Raw genomic sequence first — 22,325 nt, 5'->3', positions numbered from 1 at the left:
GGCCGGCAGGGGGAGCCTCATGGGATCCCGCTCCCGGCCGGGGCGACAGGGGTGCCGGAGTCGGGGGTGGCCCCACCACGGCTGCCCCCACGGCTCCCGCCCCGCCGTGCGGCCTGCCGGGCCAGCAGCCGGAGGCCGGACGCGAGGTCGGAACCGGTCGTGGCGTAGAGGTCCGTACCCGCGGTGGAGGAGGCCGGCATGTCCCGGCCGCGCGGTCCCGGCCCGGGCAGCGCGTCCGCCGGGGTGCCGACGAACACCGGGATGCCGTCGTCCTGCAGGGCTTCGAGCAGCAGGCGGCGCCGCAGGAGCGTCAGCCGCACCGCCTCCGCCTGGGCCGTCGTCGTCCCTCCCGGCCGCAGCGGGGGCACGCAGTCCACGGCGGCCACGAGGTGGCCCTGCGCATGCCACAGGCGCAGCAGGCGTGCGGGCTCCGCGTCGAGGAAGGCCGAGAACACGACGACGACGGTGCCGGGCGGCGGTACCGGATCACGGCTGCGCCGCTTCCGCGGGACCACCGCCATCCCCGCCAGCCGGGTCCGGATCTGCTCGAGGTGCCGCGCCCCGCCCGCGGAGCGCAGGGGGCGCCGGGTACCGGACAGGTCGTGCAGTCCCACCCGGTCCCCGCCGGCCAGGAACGACGCCGCCACCGTGGCCGCCGCTCCGCGCGCCACGTGGAGGGACCCCGGACCCGGGCGTCGCGGCCCAGCGGCGAACCAGTCGGCGGTCGACGCCGGCAGGTCGTGCGCCTGGTCGACCACCAGGACGATGGAGGCCTCGGCGTCGGCGTAGGAACGCCGCACCATGAGCCGGTCCTGGTCGGTGGAGCGGCGGGCAGTGGCGCGCCAGTCGATCCGCCGCAGCGCATCGCCCGCCTGCAGCGGTGCGACGGACCGCAGCTCCCCGCCCTCGCCCGGCCGCCTCGACGCGTGGGTGCCGGCGAGTCCGACGAGGCGGCGGGAGGCAGGCCGCGCGAGGAGGGCGCCGATCGGTGGGAGGACGCTCACGCGGACCGGCGGACGGGCCAGGAAGGGCGAGGACCGGACGACGTCGGCGGTGAGGCCGGCCGCACCGTAGGACAGCACGTCGCGCTCGCCCGAGTACGGTGCCCGGACCAGCAGCGGGCACTCCTCCCCGGCTCCCAGCACGAGCGCGTCCGGCGGGCACCCGGGTGCGGCCAGGACGGTCGCGACGAGATCGTCGGACGTCCCGCCGGCCGGCCCTGTGGTGAGGAGCAGTCGCAGCCGGGAGCCCTGTCCCTCCGCCCGCGGATCGGCCCGCCTGTCGGCAGCTATGCCGACGGGTGTCTCCTCCCCGGCGGGCAGTGCGGGGCGCCCGGCGAGGGCCAGGAGGGCGAACGGCGCTGCGAGCGCGACGGCGTCCGGCCGGCCGGCGACGAACCCCGCCACCACGCACACCAGCGCCACGATGACCGCCAGGGCCGCGCCTGGGGACCGGGTGGGTCCGCCGGCCCTGCTCCCGGCCCTGCCCCTACCCATGGGGCACCGTCGACGGCGTGGGCACCTCGGCCAGCACGTCGCGCACCACGCGCTCGGCAGCCACCCCCTGCGCCCAGGACGACGGCGTGAGGGTGAGCCGGTGCGCGAGGACCGCCACGGCACCCTCCTTGATGTCCTCGGGCAGGACGTAGGTGCGCCCGTCGAGGACGGCGAGGGCGCGGCCGAGGAGCACGAGTGCCTGGGATCCGCGCGGCGAGGCACCCACCTCCACATCGGGGTGGCGGCGCGTCGCCGCGGTGAGGCGCACCGCGTAGTCGATGACGTCGTCGTCCACGCCCACCGCCTCCACGGCGGCCTGGAGGCGCACCAGTCCGTCAGCCGTGGTCACGTTCGCCACCCGTGTCCCGTCCTGCCGCCGGGCGAGGCGCCGGGCGATGATGTCCTGCTCACCGCCGGGGCCGGGATACCCGAACCGCAGGCGCACGAGGAAGCGGTCCAATTGCGCCTCGGGCAGCGGGTAGGTGCCCTCGAACTCGATCGGGTTCGACGTCGCGAAGACGTGGAACGGCCGCTGCAGCCGCAGGGTGGTGCCTTCCACCGACACCTGCGCCTCCGCCATGGCCTCCAGCAGCGCGGACTGCGTCTTGGGGGAGGTCCTGTTGATCTCGTCGGCGAGGAACAGCCCCGTGAAGATCGGACCCGGCTTGAACTCGAACTCGCGCGTGGCCGGATTGAAGATGGAGGACCCGGTGACGTCCGAGGGCAGCAGATCGGGCGTGAACTGCAGGCGCCGGAAGTCGAGCCCGAGCGCCTGGGCGAGGGTCTTGGCCGCGAGCGTCTTCCCGAGTCCGGGGAGGTCCTCGAAGAGCACATGGCCGCCGGCGAGGACCGCTGCGAGCGCGAGGCGGAGCGCGCCCTCGGCACCGACGACGACGGTGCCCGTGCGGTGCAGCACCTCCCGGCCCAGCCGGGCGGCGGCCTCGGGACCGGACACCCCGGCGGTGCCCCACGCCGTGTCAGGCGCAGTGTCAGGCGCAGTGTCAGGCGCAGTGTCCGGGCTGGCCTCCGGGGCGGGAGCGTCGGGATCGATGGTGCTCATGCGGTCTCCTGGGGATGCGGGGCAGGTGGTGCCGGCGATGGGCCGGGGGTGAGGACGAGCGTCTCGAGTTCGTCGACGACGGCGCGGAGCTCACGGGCCGTCGGCGCGAGGGGATGGGGCTGCGCGGTGAACGCGCGGAGGGCGTCGCTGCGTGGAGCGTCCGGCCGGGCCGCGGCCACCAGGACCGCGAGCGCATGCACCTCGAGGACGGCGCGTGCCCCGGGCTCCGCCGACGCCAGCGAGAACTCGAGCGCGTGGACGTCGGCGAGACCGTGCGCCGGTTCGGGGAGCGGTGGCAGGACGGCGCGCGGGACGTCGACCGCCTCGAGGAGCCCGTTCGCGACGCCGGCCGCGACCGCCACCCCGACGAGCACGACGGCATGGCGCGCATCGAGGCCGAAGAACCATCCCGCCGCGACGGCCAGGACGACCAGGGCGGCGGTGATGACCCACGCCGAGCGCTTCACGGGGCCTCCGTGCGGCGGGAGGGCAGGGCGGCCGAGAGTTCCCGGACCGCGGTGAGCGCCCGTTCCCGGTCGTCCCGGCCCAGCGGCGAGGCGGGCTCTCCCCGGCCGAAGCGGGCGCGCTGGTAGAGGCGTGTCAGGACGGCCAGGGGATCACGGGGCAGGTCGAGGGCCTTGGCTGCGACGGTCGCGAAGTCCGACGTCGTCTGGGCCCGGGTCCTCGCCACGCCCGCCGCGGCGCACAGGCGCTCGAAGCCGAGCCAGCACCGGATGACGACGTCGGAGGTGTCCGCATCCGAGGCCAGGAGCGCCTGTGCGGCGTCCGTCCAGGCAGGCAGGGCGTCGGCGGCAAGGGAGCGCGGATCGTGCTGCTGCGGGTCGGTCTGCTCGGACACGCCGTCCTCCGCCTCCCGCTGCGCGCGGAACCGCAGGAGGAAGCGCACCAGCAGGGCGAGCCCCGCCATCGCCAGGACCAGCAGTGCCGCGACGGCCCAGTCACCGGCGATCTCGACGCGCTCGCCGTCGGGCTGGGGTTCAGGGGTGCCGGTGGCGGTCGGCGGGGGAGCGCTCGGCTGTTCCCGTACGGCGGCCGGTGCCTCCACGACGGGATCCGCCGAGAAGTCGCCGACGAAGCCCGCGGCGAGGACGGCGAGGACCAGCATGATCACCGTCAGGGCGGCGCCGACGGGTGTACCGGACGCGCGTCGCGGCCTGAGCTTCGTCGCCACGCGTCCCCTGCCGGTAGGTGCCAGTTCGATGCCGTCTCGATGCCGTCTCGGTGCCGTCTCGGTGCCGGTACGGCCCCCGGGACCGCGTGCTGGAGAGCCTACCAAAAGCAGAACCGCCGCCGGCCTGATGGCCGACGGCGGTGGACTCTGCGTGAGTCGGTGTGCCCTCGATAGGATTCGAACCTACGACCTTCTGCTCCGGAGGCAGACGCTCTATCCCCTGAGCTACGAAGGCAGACACGGGACTTTCCGTGCTGATTGGAGACGTGTCGAGCTTAGCAGGTGAGCCCGGTCGGGGAAAACGCGGGGACCCTCGAGGGCCGCGTCAGTAGCCCAGGAAGGCGTCCGTCCTCACCCGCGACACGCCCGCTGAACGCACCGCCGCGCGGAAGCCGCCGATGAACGCCGGTGAGCCCGAGACGAGCACGGTGCGGCCGCCGAGGTCCGGTACGGCGGCCAGGAGATTCTCCGCCGAAGGCTCCGCCCCCGCGAGCGTCCATGCCCCGGGCAGCGGGGGGACGTCGCTCCCGGCGGGCAGGAAGAGCACCACCCGGGTGCCGAGCTCGGCCAGCTCGTCGCGGTACGCGATCTCCCGTGCGTCGCGCACCACGTAGACCAGGACGACGTCGCGGACCTCGCCCCGCGCGGCGAGGTCCCTGAGCTGGCTGATGAACGGGGTCACGCCGATGCCGCCCGCGGCGAGCAGCAGCGGGACGGACGGGTCGCGCGGCAGGCAGAAGTCACCGCCCACGAGGGTGCCGGTGATCCGTGCGTCCCGCGGCAGGTCGAGCAGCGCCTTCTTGAACGAGCTGCCGGACTCCGTGGTGCGCAGCCCGAAGGTGACGTCGTCCTGCTGGGGTGCGGAGGTGATGCTGAAGACCCTCCGGCTGCCGCGGCCGTCCGCGCCGCGGTGCGGCAGGCTCAGCTCCATGTACTGGCCCGCGCGGAACCGTACGGGCTTCGCCGGCGCGAAGACCAGTTCGGTGCTGGTCGGCGTGAGCCGCCGCGAGCCCGCGAAGGACAGCCGGACGCCCCGCCGCTGCCCCATGAGGAACGCGACGGCGTTGCCGATGACGAGCGCGAACTCGGGACCGAGGAACACCGGGCCGAGGGAGGGCTGGAGCGCGAACACGACGGCCACGACGGCCGCGAAGAGCCATTGCTGCCGGCGCAGCGGGGGCAGCGTGAGCGGTTCGGTCATCATGAAGCCGAGCAGGAACAGGACGGGGTAGGAGGTCAGGACCAGCTGGAGGCCGGCGCCGGGCGCCATGCCGCCCTGCACGAGGCCCACCAGGAGGAGTCCGAGCGCCACGACGAGGAAGACCACCCCCATGGACAGCTTCCGCGTGCGGTAGAGGAGCAGGGCGGCTCCCACCGCGACGACGGGCAGCATGTACGCGTTGGCGACCCACCAGGCGGCCGCACCGACCCCGAGGAGCGTGGCGACGACGGCGCCGGCCGCGGCAGGGTTGAAGACGTGGCGCCCGCGGAAGGCCAGGAGGAACTTCGACGCGCCGGCTGCCACCCCGGCCACGAGGATCCCCCCGAGGCCGGCGGCGGTGCTCGACGGGAACATGATGAGGAACACGATCAGCCCCGTGATGAGGGAGGACTCGCTGTGCGGTCGGAGCCGCAGGATCAGGGCCATTAGCCGGGTGCCGACGATCGTCCCGCCCACCGCGGCCACGAGTGTCCCGCCGAGCTCGGCCGGCGTGTAGGCGAGGAGCCCCGCCACCGACAGGACGAACGCCTCGGCGGTGAGGACCAGGAGCAGGGTCAGCGTCAGCCGGTACATGGTCATGCGGCCGAGCAGGCCGTCGAGTACTGCGGTCATGAGAACAGGGCTCCTTGGAGTGCGGCGGACGAGCGGGCGCGACCGTCCGAGTACACGATGACGTAGTCGAAGTCGAAGTCCGGGGTGAGATCGGCGGGGTCGGCGACGAACAGGGCCGTGCACAGGCCGTCGGCGGTCATCGCGTCGGGGGCGAGGACCCAGGTGGCGACGACGGTGTCGATGCACCGCCCCGTCCGGGCGTCGAGGACGTGGTGCAGTCCGTCGCCCCATACGCGGCGGTTGGAGGCGGACGCGCACAGGGCCCCCGACCCGAGCCGCACCGTCCCGATGGCCGACGTCGGATCATAGGGGTGCTCCAGGGCGACCGTGATCGTACCGGTGCCGGTCCGTCGCATGTCACCGCTCGCATCCACGAGCACGTCGTCGTGCCCCTCGGACACGAGGTACTCCAGCATCAGGTCGACGAGCTGCCCCTTGCCCGCGGCGCCGACGTCGAGGAGTGCGGGTGCGCTCAGGGCGACGCCGTCCTCCGTCCAGTCGAGCAGGCCCTGCCAGGCGCGGGAGGGCTCCGGTGCCGCGGTGGGCACGAACGAGTACCCGGCGTCGTACCCCAGGGCGGCCAGGCGCTCGCCGACCAGCGGCGAGACCCCGCCGCCTGTGGCGTCGTGGAGGGAACGCAGCAGCCGGCCGAGCCCGGCGCCGTGGTCCGGCAGCGGCAGGAATCCTCCCGTCGACGCGAGCGCCGTGACACCGGAGTCCTCGCGGAAGCGCGAGTAGAGGGCGTCGTACTCCTCGGCGAGGCGCAGGAGGTCAGCGCGGTGCCCGGACAGGAGCGCCGCGGCGCTGTCGACACGCCAGCGGGTGCCGATCGCCCCGAAGCTGAAGGAGTCCGCCACGGGGACCTAGAGCTGGGCTTCGCTCTTGATCTTGTCGGCCGCCTCGTTGAAGCCACCGCTGGTCAGGGAGGACCCGGCCACCTTGTCGACCGTGAGGTCGTCGAGCTTCCTGCCCACGATGGCGTCCGTGATGCCTCCCGCGAAACGTTCCTGGTACATGGTGGTGGTCGGGTTGTCGGGCATGGGCTCCACCTCGACGGCGGTCACGACGTCGGCCTCGAGCGTCATGGTCACGCCCACCTCCTCCGGGCCGGCCGGGGACTGGTAGGAGCCGGTCTCCGTGTAGGTGCCGTCCTCGTACACCTGGTCTGCGGCGGCCGGACCCGCGGCGTCGCCGGCCTCCGTCGTCGCCGGTGCCTCGCCGGTCCCTGCCGGGGACTCCGCCGGGGCCGCGGCCTGGGACTCCGGGGCGGGAGGCTCGGCCTCGGCCCCGGCGCAGCCCGCTGCCCCCAGGATCGAGACCGCCGCGAGGGCCGTCAGGACCCGCCGGGGGAGCGGGGACGCTGCCCTGCCGGTCGTCGGAGCGTTCGTCCGGGCGGAGGAAGAGGGAGAAGCCGGAGCGGAAGCAGAGGGAGAGGAGGGGGAAGCGGAGGTCGATGCCGGGAGGGCATCGGGGAGGCGGACGGTCATTGGGTGCTCCTGGGGTCGGCGGGACGGGACCGGGCGGGACGGCCCGATACCGATGCGAAGGTTGAAGCTCGAACTAACGTGCCTGTTCCGTCCAACGTTCCACTGCGTGATTCGTTTCCCCCAGCACATCGGACTGTTCCGTGGAGCACAAGCGGCCCGTGGCTGCAGCAGTGCCCGACGTCGCGTCGGCTGCGTCACGGGAATCGGGGCGCCGAGGTACGCGCCGCTATGCTGGTTAGGTGACTCCCGAAGAACTCTCTGCCGCTATTTCCGCCTGCCTGAGGGCCGCCGTCGAGGACGGTGACCTCCGCCTCGACCTCCCCTCGGAGGTGCGCGTCGAGCGACCGAAGAACCGGGACCACGGCGACTGGGCGACGAACATCGCCCTGCAGCTCGGCAAGAAGGCCGGCATGAACCCGCGCGACTTCGCCCAGCTCCTCAGTGAGCGCCTCGCGGGCATCGACGGCGTCAAGAGCGTGGACATCGCCGGTCCCGGCTTCCTCAACATCACGCTCGACGCCTGGGCTGCGGGGGAGCTGGCCCGCACCATCGTCGACGCGGGCCGGGCCTACGGCACCAACGAGGCGCTCGCCGGCCACACCATCAACATGGAGTTCGTCTCCGCCAATCCGACGGGCCCGCTGCACCTGGCGCACACGCGCTGGGCGGCCCTCGGCGATTCCATCGCCCGCGTCCTGCGTGCCAGCGGCGCGCAGGTGACCACCGAGTACTACATCAACGACGCCGGTACGCAGATGAACAACTTCGCGGCGTCCGTCCTCGCGACCATCAAGGGACGCCCGACGCCCGAGGGCGGCTACCCCGGCGAGTACATCGCCGAGCTCGGCCGCGCGGTGCTCACCGCCCGCCCGGACGTGGCGGACCTCGAGGACGCCGCAGCCCTCCCGATCGTGCGCGCCCTCGCCTACGAGGCACAGATGGCCGACATCGAGGAGACGCTGGCGGACTTCGGCGTCCACTTCGACGTGTTCTTCTCCGAGTCCGCCCTGCACGACGGCGGTGCGGTCGCGCAGGCGGTCGACCGCCTGCGCGAGCAGGGCCACGTCTTCGACGAGGACGGCGCCGTCTGGCTGCGCACCACCGACTTCGGCGACGACAAGGACCGCGTCCTCATCCGGGCCAACGGGGAGCCCACCTACTTCGCCTCCGACGCCGCCTACTACCTCTCCAAGAAGGACCGCGGCTTCCCCGAGAAGATCTACCTGCTCGGTGCGGACCATCACGGCTACATCGGCCGACTGAAGGCCATCGCAGCCTGCGCCGGCGACGACATGGAGCAGAACATCCAGGTCCTCATCGGCCAGATGGTGTCCGTGAACGGTGCCCGCCTGTCCAAGCGCGCGGGGAACATCATCGAACTGCGCGACCTGCTGGACTGGCTCGGCAAGGACGCGCTGCGCTACTCGCTGGGACGCTCGCCAGCCGATTCGGCCATGTCCATCGACCCCGAGCTGCTGCGGAAGAACACCAACGAGAACCCCGTGTTCTATGTCCAGTACGCCCACGCCAGGACCCACGCCGTCGGCCGCAACGCCGTCTCGGCCGGGGTGGACACCAGCACCTTCGACGCGACCTCGCTCTCGCACCCCACCGAGGGTGAGCTCCTGGCCGCCCTCGGGCAGTTCCCCGGCGTCGTCGCGCAGTCCGCGACCTTCCGCGAACCGCACCGCGTGGCCCGCCACCTCGAGGTCGTCGCCGGCACCTACCACCGGTGGTACGACGCCTGCCGTGTCGCGCCGCTCGGCGACGCGCCGGTCGAGGACGTCCACCGTTCGCGCCTCTGGCTGAACAACGCCACGCAGCAGGTCCTCGCCAACGGACTCGACCTCCTCGGCGTCTCGGCGCCGGAGAGGATGTAGCGGTGACGGTGACGGGATCCGCCCCAGCATCGCCGCTCGCGCCCGAGTGGCTGTCCGTGCCCGCCGAGTCTGCCCGGCTCGACGCGAAACTGTGGGCCGAGGACGTCGAACGGGGCACCGACGGTGTCCTGCGCATCGACGGCGTGTCCGTGACCGACCTCGCCGAGCAGTACGGCACCCCGCTGTTCGTCGTGTCGGAGCAGGACTTCCGCACGCGCGCAGCGACGTTCCGCGATGCGTTCGACGAGGCCTTCGCCGACCTGTGCGGGGGAGTGGACGTGTTCTACGCGGGCAAGTCCTTCCTCTGCACCGAGGTGGCCCACTGGGTCCGGGAGGAGGGCCTCGGCCTCGACACCTGCTCCGGCGGGGAACTCGCCGTCGCCCTGCGCGCCGGGCTGCCCGGTGCGAAGCTCGGACTGCACGGCAACAACAAGTCCGCCGCCGAGATCACGCGGGCCATCGACGCCGACCTCGGCCGGATCGTCGTCGACAGCATCCAGGAGGTGGCGCTCGTCGGCGACCTGGCCGTACAGCGCGGACGCACCGCCAACGTCATGCTCCGCCTCACCCCGGGCGTCCACGCGCACACGCACGAGTTCATCGCCACGGCGCACGAGGACCAGAAGTTCGGCCTCTCCCTGACCACCGACCAGGGCCCGGGCCAGGACGGCGGCCAGGACGGTGGCGCCTCGCCGGCAGCCCGCGCCGTCGCGGACGCCCTCGCGCACCCCGGCATCAACCTCCTCGGCGTGCACTGCCACATCGGGTCGCAGATCTTCGAGCCGGAGGGCTTCGAGCTCGCGGCGCAGCGCCTGCTGGGCTTCCTCGCCGGCGTCCGCGACCGGCACGGCGTCGAACTGCCGGAGCTCGATCTCGGCGGCGGCTACGGGATCGCGTACACGGAGGCGGACGAGCCGCGCCCCGCAACGGAGATCGCGCAGGCCATGGCCGCCGTCGTCGGGACGACCTGCCGGGAGCTGGGACTGTCCGTGCCCCGCATCTCGATCGAGCCGGGCCGGGCCATCGTGGGTCCGAGCACCTTCACCCTCTACACCGCCGGGACCACCAAGACCGTGCGCGTGGACGCCGCGGCCAACGGCTCCGAGGTGGTGCAGGACACCTCCGTTACGCATCCGCGGCGCTATGTGTCGGTGGACGGCGGCATGAGCGACAACCCCCGCCCGGTGCTCTACGGCGCGGATTACTCGGCCGTCCTGGCGTCCCGGACCCCCGAGGCGGCACCCGTGCTCTCCCGCGTGGTTGGCAAACACTGCGAGAGCGGTGACATCGTGGTGCGGGACGTCTACCTCCCCGAGGACACCGGGGCCGGTGACCTCCTCGCCGTCCCGGGCACCGGGGCCTACTGCTGGGTGCTCTCGAGCAACTACAACTACCTGACGCGTCCGCCCGTCGTGGCGGTCGTCGACGGCGTCGCGCGCCTGATCGTGCGCGGCGAGACCGAGGAGGACCTGTTCCGCAGGGACGTCCAGCGCGAGCCCGCCTCGCCAGGCAACGCAGCGCCCGCCACGGATCCAGGAGCCCGCACAGCATGAACTCACCAGAACCCTCCGCGCGACCCCTGCGCGTAGCCCTGCTCGGCTGCGGCAACGTCGGGTCCCAGGTGGCCCGCATCCTGCTCGAGGACGCGGAGAACCTCGGCCGCCGTGCCGGCGCGCCGCTCCAGCTCACCGGCGTCGCCGTCCGCAGCCTCGACGCACGGCGCGACGTCGACCTGCCGGCGGGGCTCCTCACCACGGACGCCGAGACGCTCGTCGAGGACGCCGACATCGTGATCGAGCTCATGGGAGGGATCGAGCCGGCGAAGTCCCTCATCCTCCGCGCGATCGGTCACGGCGCCACCGTGGTCAGCGGCAACAAGGCGCTCTTCGCGCTGGACGGCCCCGAGCTCTACGAGCAGGCCGACGCCGCAGGCGTGCAGCTCTCCTACGAGGCCGCGGTGGCGGGGGCCATCCCGATCCTCCGGCCCATCCGCGACAGCCTCTCCGGCGACCGGATCACGCGCGTGCTCGGGATCGTCAACGGCACCACCAACTACATCCTCGACCAGATGGACTCCACGGGCGCATCCTTCGCGGACGCACTGAAGGCTGCGCAGGACCTCGGCTACGCGGAGGCGGACCCGACGGCCGACGTCGAGGGCCACGATGCCGCCGCGAAGGCCGCCATCCTCGCCTCCCTGTCCTTCCACACGCGGTTCGCCCTCGACTCCGTCTACTGCGAGGGCATCACGACCGTCACGGCCGACGACATCGCGGCCGCGGCCGAGGACGGCTACGTCATCAAGCTGCTGGCCATCGCGGAGATGCTCACCGACGAGGCCGGCGAGGCGGGCGTCGGTGTCCGCGTGCACCCCACGCTGCTGCCGCGCTCCCACCCGCTGGCCGCGGTCCGCGGTGCGTTCAACGCCGTGTTCATCGAGGCGGAGAACGCCGGCGAGCTGATGTTCTACGGCCAGGGCGCAGGCGGGACGCCGACGGCGTCCGCCGTGCTCGGCGACGTGATCAGCGCCGCCCGGCGCATGGTGCTCGGAGGTCCGGGCCGCACCGAGACCACCACGGGCCACGTGCCCGCGCTGAGCATCGACACCGTCCGCACGAGTTACTGCATCCGCCTCGAGGTGGCCGACCAGCCCGGCGTCCTCGCGCGGATCGCGCAGATCTTCGCCGAGAACGGCGTCTCCATCGAGACCATGCGCCAGCGCATCCACCAGGGCGGGCACGACGGCGGGACCACCGCCGAACTGCGGATCGTCACCCACCGGGCGCCGGAGGGCTCCCTCGCTGCGACCGTCGAGCAGGTCGCCGCGCTCGAGGTCATCACCGCCGTCTCGTCCGTGCTCCGAGTAGAGGGAATCTGAATGGCCCACCAGTGGCGCGGAGTCATCCGCGAATACGCCGACCGCCTGCCCGTCACCGACGCCACCGAGGTCATCACCCTCGGTGAGGGGGGAACACCCCTCGTGCATGCCAGGCACCTGTCCGAGCTGACGGGATCCGCCGTCTACCTCAAGGTCGAGGGCATGAACCCCACCGGCTCCTTCAAGGACCGGGGCATGACGATGGCGATGACCGCCGCGGTCGCCGCCGGTGCGAAGGCCGTGGTCTGCGCGTCGACGGGCAACACCTCCGCGTCCGCCGCCGCCTACGCCACCCAGGCGGGTATCACCTGCGCCGTGCTGGTGCCGGACGGCAAGATCTCCATGGGCAAGCTCAGCCAGGCCATCGCCCACGGTGCGCAGCTCCTCCAGGTCAACGGGAACTTCGACAACTGCCTCGACGTGGCACGGAAGCTCGCCGAGGCGTACCCCGTCTTCCTCGTGAACTCGGTCAACCCCGCCCGGCTCGAGGGCCAGAAGACCGCGGCGTTCGAGGTGGTCGACACCCTCGGCGACGCCCCGGACTACCACCTCATGCCGGTGGGCAACGCCGGCAACATCAGCGCGTACTGGAAGGGCTATAAGGAGTACGCGGCACCCTACGCCTCGATGCACGCCGGCGAGCTCCCCGCCGTCGCCACGCGCACGCCCATCATGTGGGGCTTCCAGGCCGAGGGCGCATCCCCGCTCGTCAAGGGCCACCCCGTCACGGAACCGGACACCATCGCGACCGCCATCCGCATCGGCAACCCCGCGTCCTGGGACTTCGCCGTCGCCGCGCGCGACGAGTCCGGCGGGCTCATCGAGGCCGTGACGGACGAGGAGATCCTCGACGCCCACCGCTGGCTGTCCTCCCGGGAGGGCGTCTTCGTGGAGCCCGCCTCCGCGGCCGGTGTCGCGGGGCTCATCAAGAAGCACGCGGAGGGCCTCGTGCCCGCCGGCAAGACGATCGTCATCACGGTCACGGGTCACGGCCTGAAGGACCCGCAGTGGGCACTGCGCATGGCGGACGGCTCGGACGTCGAGCCCACCAAGGTCGACTTCGACGTCGTCAGCGTGGCCGCCGCGCTCGGGCTCGAGGACTGACGTGGCCGGTCTGCACGCCGCACCGCTGCCCGCGGAGGCGCTCGACCTCCCGGCCGTCGACGCCGGACAGGACGTCCAGCTGCGGGTCCCCGCCACGAGTGCGAACCTCGGCCCCGGCTTCGACTCGCTCGGACTCGCCCTGACGCTGCAGGACACCGTGCGCGTGCGCACGACGACGTCGGGCACCACCGTGGTGCGGGCCACCGGGGAGGGGGTGGAGGGTCTGCCGACCGACGAGCGGCACCTCGTCGCGAAGTCGCTGATCAGCACGCTCCACCACGCCGGACGGCGGGCACCCGGGCTCGAGCTCGACACCGTGAACGTCATCCCGCACGGCCGCGGCATGGGTTCCTCCGCCGCCGCGATCGTGGCCGGTGTCCTCGCCGCCAACGCGCTGCTGCCCGCCGCGGAGCAGTTCGACGCGGCGCACCTGCTGCAGTGGGCGGCATCCATCGAGGGCCACCCCGACAATGTGGCACCGGCGCTCCAGGGCTCGCTCGCGATCTCCTGGGAGAGCGGCCACGCCTTCCACAGCACGCGCGTGGAGGTGAGCCCGGACATCGTCCCCGTCCTCGCCGTCCCGGACCTCGCCCTCTCCACGGACAGCGCCCGCGCGCTCCTGCCGGCCTCGGTGTCCCACCGCAGCGCCGCCGCGAACGCGGGCCGCGCCGCGCTCCTCGTGCATGCTCTCGGGTCCGACCCGTCCCTGCTGTTCGCCGCCACGCAGGACGCGCTGCACCAGGACTACCGTGCACAGGCCATGCTGCCGAGTGCCACGCTGCTGCGCTCGCTCCGGTCCGCCGGCTTCGCGAGCACCATCTCGGGGGCGGGTCCCAGCGTCCTGACCCTCGCCGTCGGGGAGACCGGGGCCCTGGCGGCTGAGGAAGCGCTCCGCGACCTGCTCGGACGGGGCGACACGCCGGGGATGTGGCGGATCGTCAGGCTCGCCGTGCAGCGGGAAGGTGCTAAAGTGGGAGTGCACCAAGGGTAGGAACCGCCGGGCGTATCATGCGCCCATCGGAACCAGTGTGTTCCAGCAGGCAGTGCGTGCTGGTGAACTGGCCGTCTCTCTGGACCGCCGCGAATCTGCAGGTCCACAGCAGTAGAACAACCTCCGGTGTAGCCTCCGATCTTATCTTTGTGCGTGCGGACCCACCTCCCGCACAACGACATCCTCAGGCTTCCAGCACACCCAGTCTGTGCCGGATCGCATCCGACCCGACTGAACCCCGCCTGCTTCCCATGCGGCACGGGGCAAACCACCGCGGACCACCGATCAGGTGGCCGCCCGACGAGGGGGAAGGATCCTTCGTGACTGAAACCACTGACCTGTTACCAGGTGTGGCCACCCAAGACGCTGAAGCAACCGGCGCAACAACTTCCAAGAGCAGCGGCCTCGCAGGCCTGAAGCTCGCCCAGCTCCAGGCCCTTGCCGGCCAGCTCGGTATCACCGGCGGCTCGAGGATGCGCAAGAGCGACCTCGTGTCCGCGATCTCGGACCACCAGCGCGGTTCCGCCGTCGCCGACCGCCAGAAGGCGCCGAGCGTCCGCAGCGAGCGCAGCGCGGACGCCGAGCGCCCCGCCGTCGCCGGCACCCCCGCCGCGTCCGACGACCGGCCGCAGGACGACCAGTCCGCCCCGGCGGAGCGCCAGCCGCGGACCCGCAACCGCAACCGCCGCGCAGGCAGCGACGGCGTCGTCTCCGCCCCCGGCCAGGACGCCGTCGTCCAGGGCGAGCAGGCCGAGGCACCGTCCCGCGACGCCTCCGACGACACCTCCTCCGACGAGCAGCAGGACCGCGGCGACCGCGACAACGGCGGACGCGGCCAGCGCAACCGCCGCAACCGCCGCGGCGAGGACCGCTCGGACGCGCAGCCGGTGCAGGCCGACGTGAACGGCTCGCAGGGCGAGGCGCAGAACGGCGGCCAGGGCGAGTCCCAGGCCGACGCGCAGTCCGGCCAGCAGGGCGAGGGACGCAGCGACCGCAACGAGCGCCGCACCCGGTCCCGCAACGGACGCGACGACGATCGCTCGAACGGCTCGAACGGCTCTAACGGGAACGGCTCGGGCAGCGACACCCAGTTCGACAACGGCCGCAACGGCAGCGAGCGCAGCGACAACCGCGGCAACGGCAACAACGGTGCCAACGACGACGACGGCCGCGGACGCAACCGCCGCAACCGCGCGAACCGCAACGGCGGCCCCGGGGGCAACGGTCCCGAGGACCGCAGCAGCCGCTTCCGCGACCGCAACGACCGGAACGACCGCAACGAGCGCCGCCGCGGACGCAACCAGCCCGACGTCGACGACGTCGAGGTCACCGAGGACGACGTCCTGCTGCCTGTCGCCGGCATCCTGGACGTCCTCGAGAACTACGCGTTCGTGCGCACCTCCGGCTACCTGCCGGGCCCGAACGACGTGTACGTCTCGCTCGCCCAGGTGAAGAAGCACAACCTGCGCAAGGGCGACGCCGTCGTCGGTGCCATCCGCGCTCCCCGCGAGGGCGAGACCCAGGCCAGCGCACGCCAGAAGTTCAACGCCCTGGTGCGCGTCACCTCGGTCAACGGCAAGCCCGCCGAGGACTTCAAGGACCGCGTGGAGTTCGCGAAGCTCGTGCCGCTCTACCCCTCGGACCGCCTGCGCCTCGAGACGGACCCGAAGAAGATCGGCCCCCGTGTCATCGACCTGGTGGCCCCGATCGGCAAGGGCCAGCGCGGCCTGATCGTCTCGCCGCCGAAGGCCGGCAAGACGCTCATCCTCCAGGCGATCGCGAACGCCATCACGATCAACAACCCTGAGGTCCACCTCATGATGGTCCTGGTCGACGAGCGTCCCGAAGAAGTCACCGACATGCAGCGGACCGTCAAGGGCGAGGTCATCGCCTCGACCTTCGACCGTCCCGCCGACGACCACACCACGGTCGCCGAACTCTCCATCGAGCGTGCCAAGCGCCTCGTGGAGATGGGCATGGACGTCGTCGTGCTCCTCGACTCCATGACGCGACTGGGCCGTGCCTACAACCTGGCAGCGCCGGCGTCGGGCCGCATCCTCTCCGGTGGCGTCGACTCGGCGGCGTTGTACCCGCCGAAGCGCTTCTTCGGTGCCGCACGCAACATCGAGAACGGTGGCTCGCTCACCATCCTCGCCACGGCACTCGTGGAAACCGGGTCCAAGATGGACGAGGTCATCTTCGAGGAGTTCAAGGGCACCGGCAACATGGAGCTCCGCCTCTCGCGCAGCCTCGCCGACAAGCGCATCTTCCCCGCCGTGGACGTCAACGCGTCCGGTACGCGGCGCGAGGAGAACCTGCTCTCGCCCGACGAGGTCAAGATCATGTGGAAGCTGCGCCGCGTGCTGTCGGGTCTGGAGACCCAGCAGGCACTCGAGCTGCTCACCAACAAGATCCGGGAGACGCAGTCCAACGTCGAGTTCCTCATGCAGGTCCAGAAGACCACGCTGGGCTCCAAGGACTCCGACTAGCAACGGCAGCCGTTCGGGACGGGCCGGCCATCTGGCCGGCCCCTCCCGGGCGGCTTCGTCCGTTAACCGGGGCGGTCGTCCCTGCCCTCCCGACCTTCGTAGACTGGCTGCACAAGCCGAAAGAGGTACACCCGATGTTTGAGTCCATCCAGGGACTGCTCGACGAACACTCCGAGCTGCAGGACCAGCTCGCCGATCCCGCGGTCCACGCCGACCAGGCCCTGGCGCGCAGGCTCGGCCGCCGATACGCGGAGCTCGGGCGCATCGTCGATGCGCACAACCGCTGGAGCGCGCTCGACGACGACCTCCAGGCGGCCCGCGAGATGGCCTCCGAGGACCCCGAGTTCGCGGCCGAGGTGCCCGTCCTGGAGGAGCAGCTCGCCACGGCGCAGGAGCGGCTCCGCCGGCTGCTGATCCCGCGTGACCCCAACGACAGCCGCAACGTGATCATCGAGGTCAAGGGCGGCGAGGGCGGCGACGAGGCCGCCCTGTTCGCGGGCGACCTGCTGCGGATGTACGCGCGCTACGCCGAGTCCCGGGGCTGGAAGACCGAGCTCATCTCGGCCAACGAGTCCGACCTCGGCGGGTACAAGGACGTGCAGATGGCCATCAAGGGGTCCTCGAACGATCCCGCCGAGGGTGTCTACGCCCGGCTCAAGTTCGAGGGCGGTGTGCACCGCGTGCAGCGCGTCCCCGTCACCGAGTCGCAGGGCCGCATCCACACCTCCGCCGCGGGCGTCCTCGTGCTGCCCGAGGTCGACGAGCCGGAGGAGGTCGAGATCAGTCAGAACGACCTCAAGATCGACGTGTACCGGTCCTCCGGGCCCGGCGGGCAGTCGGTCAACACCACCGACTCCGCCGTCCGCATCACGCACCTGCCCACCGGCATCGTGGTGGCGATGCAGAACGAGAAGTCGCAGCTGCAGAACCGCGAGGCGGCCATGCGCGTGCTCCGCTCGCGCATCCTCGCCCACGAGCAGGAGAAGATCGACGCCGCGAACTCCGACATCCGGAAGTCGCAGATCCGCACGATGGACCGCTCCGAGCGCATCCGGACCTACAACTACCCGGAGAACCGGATCGCGGACCACCGCACGGGCTATAAGGCGTACAACCTCGACGCCGTGATGAACGGCGACCTGGAACCCGTGGTGCAGTCCGCCATCGAGATGGACGAGCAGGCACGCCTGGACGCCATCGGCGCGGACGAGTAGCCGTGGAGGAAGCCCTGCGGGCCGCCGAACGGCAGCTCCGGGACGCCGGCGTGCCCAGCCCCCGCGTCGACGCCGAACTGCTGGCCGCGCACCTGCTGGGCGTCTCGCGCGGCCGGCTGCGCGCACTGGCCCTCACCGGTGCACCCGTCCCCGAGGGGTACACGGCCCTCGTGGACGAGCGTGCCCGGCGCGTCCCCCTGCAGCACCTCACCGGCAGGGCGTCCTTCCGCCGCATCGAGCTGTCCGTCGGGCCCGGGGTCTTCGTCCCGCGGCCCGAGACGGAGACGGTGGCACAGCTCGTGATCGACCGCGCCACGGGCCTCGACGAGCCGAGGATCGTGGACCTCGGCACCGGCAGCGGGGCGATCGCCGCGGCCGTCGCGGACGAGGTACCGGGAGCGGTCGTGTTCGCCGTCGAACTCAGCGACCTGGCCCTCGCGTGGGCCGGACCCAACCTCGAGCCCTTCGGCGTCCACCTCGTCCAGGGCGACCTCGCGACCGCGCTGCCCGAGCACGACGGCTCGTTCGACGTCGTCGTGTCCAACCCGCCCTACATCCCGGCGGACGCCGTACCGCTGGACCCCGAGGTGGCCGAGCACGATCCGCGCATGGCCCTGTACGGCGGGGGATCGGACGGCATGGACCTGCCGCGTGCCGCCGCCCGCTCGGCCGCGCGCCTGCTCCGACCCGGCGGCTACTTCGTGATGGAGCACGCGGAGGTGCAGGCGCCCTGGATCGCCGCGTTCCTCGGGCAGACGGGCGGCTGGAGCGCGGTGACGACCCACCAGGACCTCGGCGGCCGGGACCGCGCGACGAGCGCGGTGCGTGCGGCCGGGGGACCGACGACGACGGAAGAGGCACGATGACGGAGCACAGCACGCAGACCGGACCCGCTGCGGCAACGGAGCGGGCCACGGAAGCGGCAACGGATCCGGGCACGGAAACGGCGAAGGACACCGTCGCCGTCGCCGCCGTGACGTACGACCGGCACGAGGAGCTCGCGCAGCTCCTGCGTTCCCTCGCGGCCCAGACCGCGCCGATCACGCGCGTGGCCCTCGTGGACTCGGGGACGAAGCCCGCCACCGGCGTCGTGGACGCGGCCGCCGCGGCGGGAGGTGCCATTCACTACCTGCGCTCGGAGGCCAATCTCGGCGGGGCGGGCGGCTTCGCCTTCGCCATCCTCGCGGCCCTCGCGAGCGGTGCCCGCTGGATCTGGCTCATGGACGACGACGGCCATCCCGAGGACGAGCACTGCCTGGCCGAACTGCTCCGTGCGGCCCACGAGCACGACCTCGACGTGGTGAGCCCGCTCGTCGCCGCGACGGAGGATCCCACACGCCTGTCCTTCAACTTCCGCATCAACGGGCTGCTCACCAACGACCGCGCGACCCTCGAACCGCTCGGCTACCTGCCCGGCATGGTGCATTTCTTCAACGGTGCCCTCATCCGCGCGGAGGTGTTCTCGAAGATCGGGCTGCCGGACATGAAGTACTTCATCCGCGGCGACGAGGTGGACTTCCTGGCGCGCGTGCGCAAGGCCGGCCTCAGGTACGGCACCGTGGCAAGCGTCGCCGTCCGGCACCCGGCCACCTGGTCGGAGATGAAGCCGATCTTCGGCGGGTTCATCACGCCGGTCATCCCCGAGGGCGAGTTCAAGCGGTTCTCCTACTTCCGCAACCGCGCGTACAACGCGCGCAAGTACCGCAACCTGCGCTGGTTCGGGGCCGATGTCATCGGCTTCCCCTACTACTTCCTCACCCGGCGCGACCTCCGGGGGCTGCGCGCCTGGTTCGCTGCCTACTCCGCCGGGCTGCGGGGCACCGGCTTCGGGCCCCCGCCGTCGTGATCCCGGCGCCCCTGATCGGGTGTGCCGTCCCACGCCGATGTGCGCGGGCGCGCCCGGCAGTGGAAGGATGATCCGGTGACCACCAGCTACGACTGCTCCGACCCCGCCCAGCGCCGCGAGGGCCTGGCCGCCGCCCAGCGCGCCGTCTCGCTCAAGCAGTGCGTCGTCCTGCCGACGGACACCGTCTACGGGATCGGCGCCGACGCCTTCTCGCCCCAGGCCGTCGCGACGCTGCTCGCCTCCAAGGGCCGCGGCCGGAACATGCCGCCGCCCGTGCTGATCCCGCGGATCCAGACGCTCGACGGGCTCGCCACCGACGTGCACCCGGACGCGCGGGTCCTCGCCGAGGCCTTCTGGCCCGGCGGCCTCACGCTCATCTGCCATGCGCAGCCGTCCCTGACCTGGGACCTCGGCGACACCCTGGGGACCGTCGCACTGCGCATGCCCGACGACGACGTCGCGCTCGAGCTGCTCACCCTGACGGGACCGCTCGCGGTGTCGTCGGCCAACCGGACGGGCCGGCCCGCAGCGACCACCGCGGCCGACGCCGCCGGTCAGCTCGCCGAATCGGTGGCGGTGTATCTCGACGCGGGCCCGCGGACCGCGGCCGACGGGACCGGCTCCACCATCGTCGATGCGACGGGGGAGACCCTCAGGGTCGTCCGCCAGGGCACCCTCCCGCTTGAGCGGCTGCGCGAGGTGGTCCCGGGCGTCGTCGGGGTGGACGGCGCAGGCGGCGCGGACGGAGTCGACGGATCTGACGGCGCAGGCGGCGCAGAGGGATCTGACGGCGCACCGGCCGATCACGACGCCGGGGCGCCCTCCGCCTGACCGCTTGGCCCCGCCCTCCGCCTGATCGCTTGGCCTGACCGCTTGGCCTGACCGCCCTCAGGCAGGAGCGGACCGGTGTCCGTCCGCCTGCGCCAGGACCTCCCGCACGCGGGGCGCGGGTGCGAGCTCCTGCTCCACGGCCCAGCCGGGCACCTGGTCCTGGCCGAACCACATCAGTTCCACGCGGCGCACGTGGCCGTCGAGGCGCCCGCGGAGGACCGAGGACACCGCATAGCCGCCGACGACGGCGGCGCGGCAGAGCGCGGCCGGCAGGACGCGCGGCCGTCCGCCGGCCGCCTCGAGGACGGTGCGGACGGTGAGGCCCTCCCACGGCTGGAGGACGATGCCCGGCACTGCGCCGCGGTGGCGTCCGACGGCGAGGACGAGGCCCGCCAGGGCGTCCACGGAGGTGACCGGCGACCGCGCCGTGCCGGGGGAGGCCACCGAGGCGAGCGGCGAGTGCGCGAGCCGCACGAGCGCCGCGGTCGTCAGGCGGGCCGGGCCCTGCACCGAGGTGGCGCGGACCGTCACCACGGACAGTCCGGGCGCCGCGTCCGCCGCGAGTGCCAGCGCCTGCTCGCCGAGCGCCTTGCTGCGCGAGTAGGCGGAGAACGGGCGGACGGTCCGCGACTCGTCGAGCCTGTCCGTCCGGCCCTGCACCGCCGCGCTGCTGAGGTGGACGAGGCGACCCGTCCCGGCTCTCACCGCGGCGCGGGCCAGGACGGCGGGGAGCAGGGCGTTGGCGCCGAGCAGATCCGCCCCCTCGGGCGCGGAAGGGGTGGCGAGCCCGGCGGCGTTGACGACGACGTCGTGCCCCTGCAGCGCAGCCACCAGGCCGGGGACGTCCGTGGCGGCTGCCGCCTCCAGGAGCGCGGCCGGGGTCTGCGCGGAGGCCGCCAGACGCGGGGCGGGCAGCCCCCGGGCATCGATCCCCGCGGCGCCCAGGGCGCGCAGCACCGAGGAGCCGACGAACCCGGAACCGCCGACCACGAGCCAGGTCACCGCGTTCCCCCGGTATGCGCACGCTCCGCCAGTGGCGGCTCGGGCTGCCAGAGGGGATCGCGCAGGATGGCTCGCGCGGCGCGCCAGCCCCGCCAGAGGGCGCCCGCGCCGGAAAGGGACCGCTCGACGGCGACGAGGCGCACGAGCTCCTTCCCGGCCGAGAGGAGCGTCCCGAGGCCGAACCCCACCGGACTGAAGCGGCCGTGCAGGCGCAGGTAGCGGGCGAGGTGCCCCCGGTTGCGCATGCCGCAGAAGCGCGAGAGGTCGCTGGAGTCGTTGAGGTGCCGCACGCCGAGGTCCACCTGCCGCTGGGCACGCGTCTTCCGGAGCACGAAGGCGTCGACGTACGCCACGGGGTACCGCCGGGAGATCAGCCAGCCGTAGGTGAGGTCGTCGCCGTTGAGGAAGAACCGGGCGTCGGGCAGCCCGATCTCCCGGACCACGTCCGCGGCCACGAGCATGCCCTCGAAGCAGCCCACGTTGGTGTGGAAGACCCGGGACCGCGCGAAGACGTCCCCGCGCACCGGCAGGTGCACGCCGAGGGACTCGTTGAGGATGTGCTGCCAGAAGAACGGTTCACCGGCGTGGTCGTACCGGCGCCCGTGGATGCAGGAGTAGCGGTCCAGCCAGGGACGGAAGGACGCGAGGGCGTCGGGCAGCACCACGACGTCGTCGTCCATCAGCCACAGCCACTCGGCGCCCTCCTCGAGGCCGCGCGACACGCCGGCCGCGAAGCCGCCGGACCCGCCGACGTTAACCGGGAGGCGGTGCACGAGGACCGGCACGCGCGGCGCGAGGGCCGCCAGGAGCTCAGGGGTGCCGTCGGTGCTCGCGTTGTCGACGACGATCACGCCCGACGGTGCCGGGTCCATGGCGTCGATCGACGCGAGGAGGTCCCGCAGGTGGTCGGCCCGGTTGAAGGTGGTGATGACGATGAACACGCGCGGACTGCCGGCGTCGGTGGCGTGCAACGTGGTCCTTCCGGGCCGCGCCAGCGCGGTGCGCAACGGGCCTGTCACGG

Annotated in this window: 19 protein-coding genes and 1 tRNA gene; 10 read left to right on the top strand and 10 right to left on the bottom strand. The window is 72.6% G+C overall.

Features of this window, described 5'->3' with window-relative positions:
- Positions 1–17: 17 nt before the first annotated feature.
- The 8 genes from V6S67_RS11670 to V6S67_RS11635 all read right to left on the bottom strand — a co-directional run bounded on the left by V6S67_RS11670 (position 18) and on the right by V6S67_RS11635 (position 7,069).
- The gene (locus V6S67_RS11670; protein WP_334210402.1) at positions 18–1,496 is read right to left on the bottom strand and encodes a DUF58 domain-containing protein; all 1,479 of its coding nucleotides are present in this window, start codon (positions 1,494–1,496) and stop codon (positions 18–20) included.
- Complete coding sequence (locus tag V6S67_RS11665) at positions 1,489–2,556, bottom strand: AAA family ATPase (RefSeq protein ID WP_334210401.1); 1,068 nt, start codon at positions 2,554–2,556, stop codon at positions 1,489–1,491. The genes V6S67_RS11670 and V6S67_RS11665 overlap by 8 nt, the downstream gene beginning before the upstream one ends.
- Entirely contained in the window at positions 2,553–3,023 is a 471-nt protein-coding gene (locus V6S67_RS11660) for a hypothetical protein (RefSeq protein ID WP_334210400.1), read from the bottom strand. The genes V6S67_RS11665 and V6S67_RS11660 overlap by 4 nt, the downstream gene beginning before the upstream one ends.
- Positions 3,020–3,748, bottom strand: a complete 729-nt coding sequence (locus tag V6S67_RS11655; protein ID WP_334210399.1) for a DUF4129 domain-containing protein — start codon at positions 3,746–3,748, stop codon at positions 3,020–3,022. Before V6S67_RS11655 ends, V6S67_RS11660 begins: the two co-directional genes overlap by 4 nt.
- Before the next feature lie 162 nt (positions 3,749–3,910).
- A tRNA-Arg gene (locus V6S67_RS11650) sits at positions 3,911–3,983 on the bottom strand.
- 90 nt (positions 3,984–4,073) lie between these two features.
- On the bottom strand, positions 4,074–5,582 hold the full coding sequence (locus V6S67_RS11645) for an FAD-dependent oxidoreductase (RefSeq protein ID WP_334210398.1): 1,509 nt from the start codon (positions 5,580–5,582) through the stop codon (positions 4,074–4,076).
- A complete protein-coding gene (locus V6S67_RS11640; protein ID WP_334210397.1) occupies positions 5,579–6,439 on the bottom strand; it encodes an FAD:protein FMN transferase in 861 nt (286 codons plus the stop codon). The genes V6S67_RS11645 and V6S67_RS11640 overlap by 4 nt, the downstream gene beginning before the upstream one ends.
- A gap of 6 nt (positions 6,440–6,445) precedes the next feature.
- The gene (locus tag V6S67_RS11635) at positions 6,446–7,069 is read right to left on the bottom strand and encodes an FMN-binding protein (RefSeq protein ID WP_334210396.1); all 624 of its coding nucleotides are present in this window, start codon (positions 7,067–7,069) and stop codon (positions 6,446–6,448) included.
- Positions 7,070–7,308: 239 nt separating this feature from the next.
- Here V6S67_RS11635 and argS point away from each other — a divergent pair, with 239 nt between their 5' ends.
- From argS to V6S67_RS11585, 10 genes are all read left to right on the top strand, one after another.
- Positions 7,309–8,949, top strand: a complete 1,641-nt coding sequence (gene argS, locus V6S67_RS11630; RefSeq protein ID WP_334210395.1) for an arginine--tRNA ligase — start codon at positions 7,309–7,311, stop codon at positions 8,947–8,949.
- A 2-nt stretch (positions 8,950–8,951) separates the two neighbouring features.
- Positions 8,952–10,502, top strand: coding sequence for a diaminopimelate decarboxylase (gene lysA, locus V6S67_RS11625; RefSeq protein ID WP_334210394.1), 1,551 nt, complete (start codon positions 8,952–8,954; stop codon positions 10,500–10,502).
- Entirely contained in the window at positions 10,499–11,827 is a 1,329-nt protein-coding gene (locus V6S67_RS11620) for a homoserine dehydrogenase (protein ID WP_334210393.1), read from the top strand. Before lysA ends, V6S67_RS11620 begins: the two co-directional genes overlap by 4 nt.
- Complete coding sequence (thrC, locus tag V6S67_RS11615) at positions 11,828–12,931, top strand: threonine synthase (protein WP_334210392.1); 1,104 nt, start codon at positions 11,828–11,830, stop codon at positions 12,929–12,931.
- A gap of 1 nt (position 12,932) precedes the next feature.
- The gene (thrB, locus tag V6S67_RS11610) at positions 12,933–13,922 is read left to right on the top strand and encodes a homoserine kinase (protein WP_334210391.1); all 990 of its coding nucleotides are present in this window, start codon (positions 12,933–12,935) and stop codon (positions 13,920–13,922) included.
- A 320-nt stretch (positions 13,923–14,242) separates the two neighbouring features.
- Positions 14,243–16,411, top strand: coding sequence for a transcription termination factor Rho (gene rho / locus V6S67_RS11605; protein ID WP_334210390.1), 2,169 nt, complete (start codon positions 14,243–14,245; stop codon positions 16,409–16,411).
- A 134-nt stretch (positions 16,412–16,545) separates the two neighbouring features.
- A complete protein-coding gene (gene prfA / locus V6S67_RS11600; protein WP_104049675.1) occupies positions 16,546–17,625 on the top strand; it encodes a peptide chain release factor 1 in 1,080 nt (359 codons plus the stop codon).
- A gap of 2 nt (positions 17,626–17,627) precedes the next feature.
- On the top strand, positions 17,628–18,491 hold the full coding sequence (prmC, locus tag V6S67_RS11595) for a peptide chain release factor N(5)-glutamine methyltransferase (protein WP_334210389.1): 864 nt from the start codon (positions 17,628–17,630) through the stop codon (positions 18,489–18,491).
- Complete coding sequence (locus tag V6S67_RS11590) at positions 18,488–19,471, top strand: glycosyltransferase (protein ID WP_334210388.1); 984 nt, start codon at positions 18,488–18,490, stop codon at positions 19,469–19,471. Before prmC ends, V6S67_RS11590 begins: the two co-directional genes overlap by 4 nt.
- 75 nt (positions 19,472–19,546) lie before the next feature.
- Positions 19,547–20,302, top strand: a complete 756-nt coding sequence (locus V6S67_RS11585) for an L-threonylcarbamoyladenylate synthase (RefSeq protein WP_334210387.1) — start codon at positions 19,547–19,549, stop codon at positions 20,300–20,302.
- A 57-nt stretch (positions 20,303–20,359) separates the two neighbouring features.
- Here the strand turns inward: V6S67_RS11585 and V6S67_RS11580 are convergent, their stop codons facing one another.
- Entirely contained in the window at positions 20,360–21,304 is a 945-nt protein-coding gene (locus tag V6S67_RS11580; RefSeq protein WP_334210386.1) for an NAD-dependent epimerase/dehydratase family protein, read from the bottom strand.
- Complete coding sequence (locus V6S67_RS11575; protein ID WP_334210385.1) at positions 21,301–22,275, bottom strand: glycosyltransferase family 2 protein; 975 nt, start codon at positions 22,273–22,275, stop codon at positions 21,301–21,303. Before V6S67_RS11575 ends, V6S67_RS11580 begins: the two co-directional genes overlap by 4 nt.
- Positions 22,276–22,325: the final 50 nt, after the last annotated feature.

The sequence above is a fragment of the Arthrobacter sp. Soc17.1.1.1 genome (assembly GCF_036867195.1).
In the GTDB taxonomy this organism is placed as follows: Bacteria; Actinomycetota; Actinomycetes; order Actinomycetales; family Micrococcaceae; genus Arthrobacter_D.
This window is presented reverse-complemented; position numbering and strand designations above follow the sequence as displayed.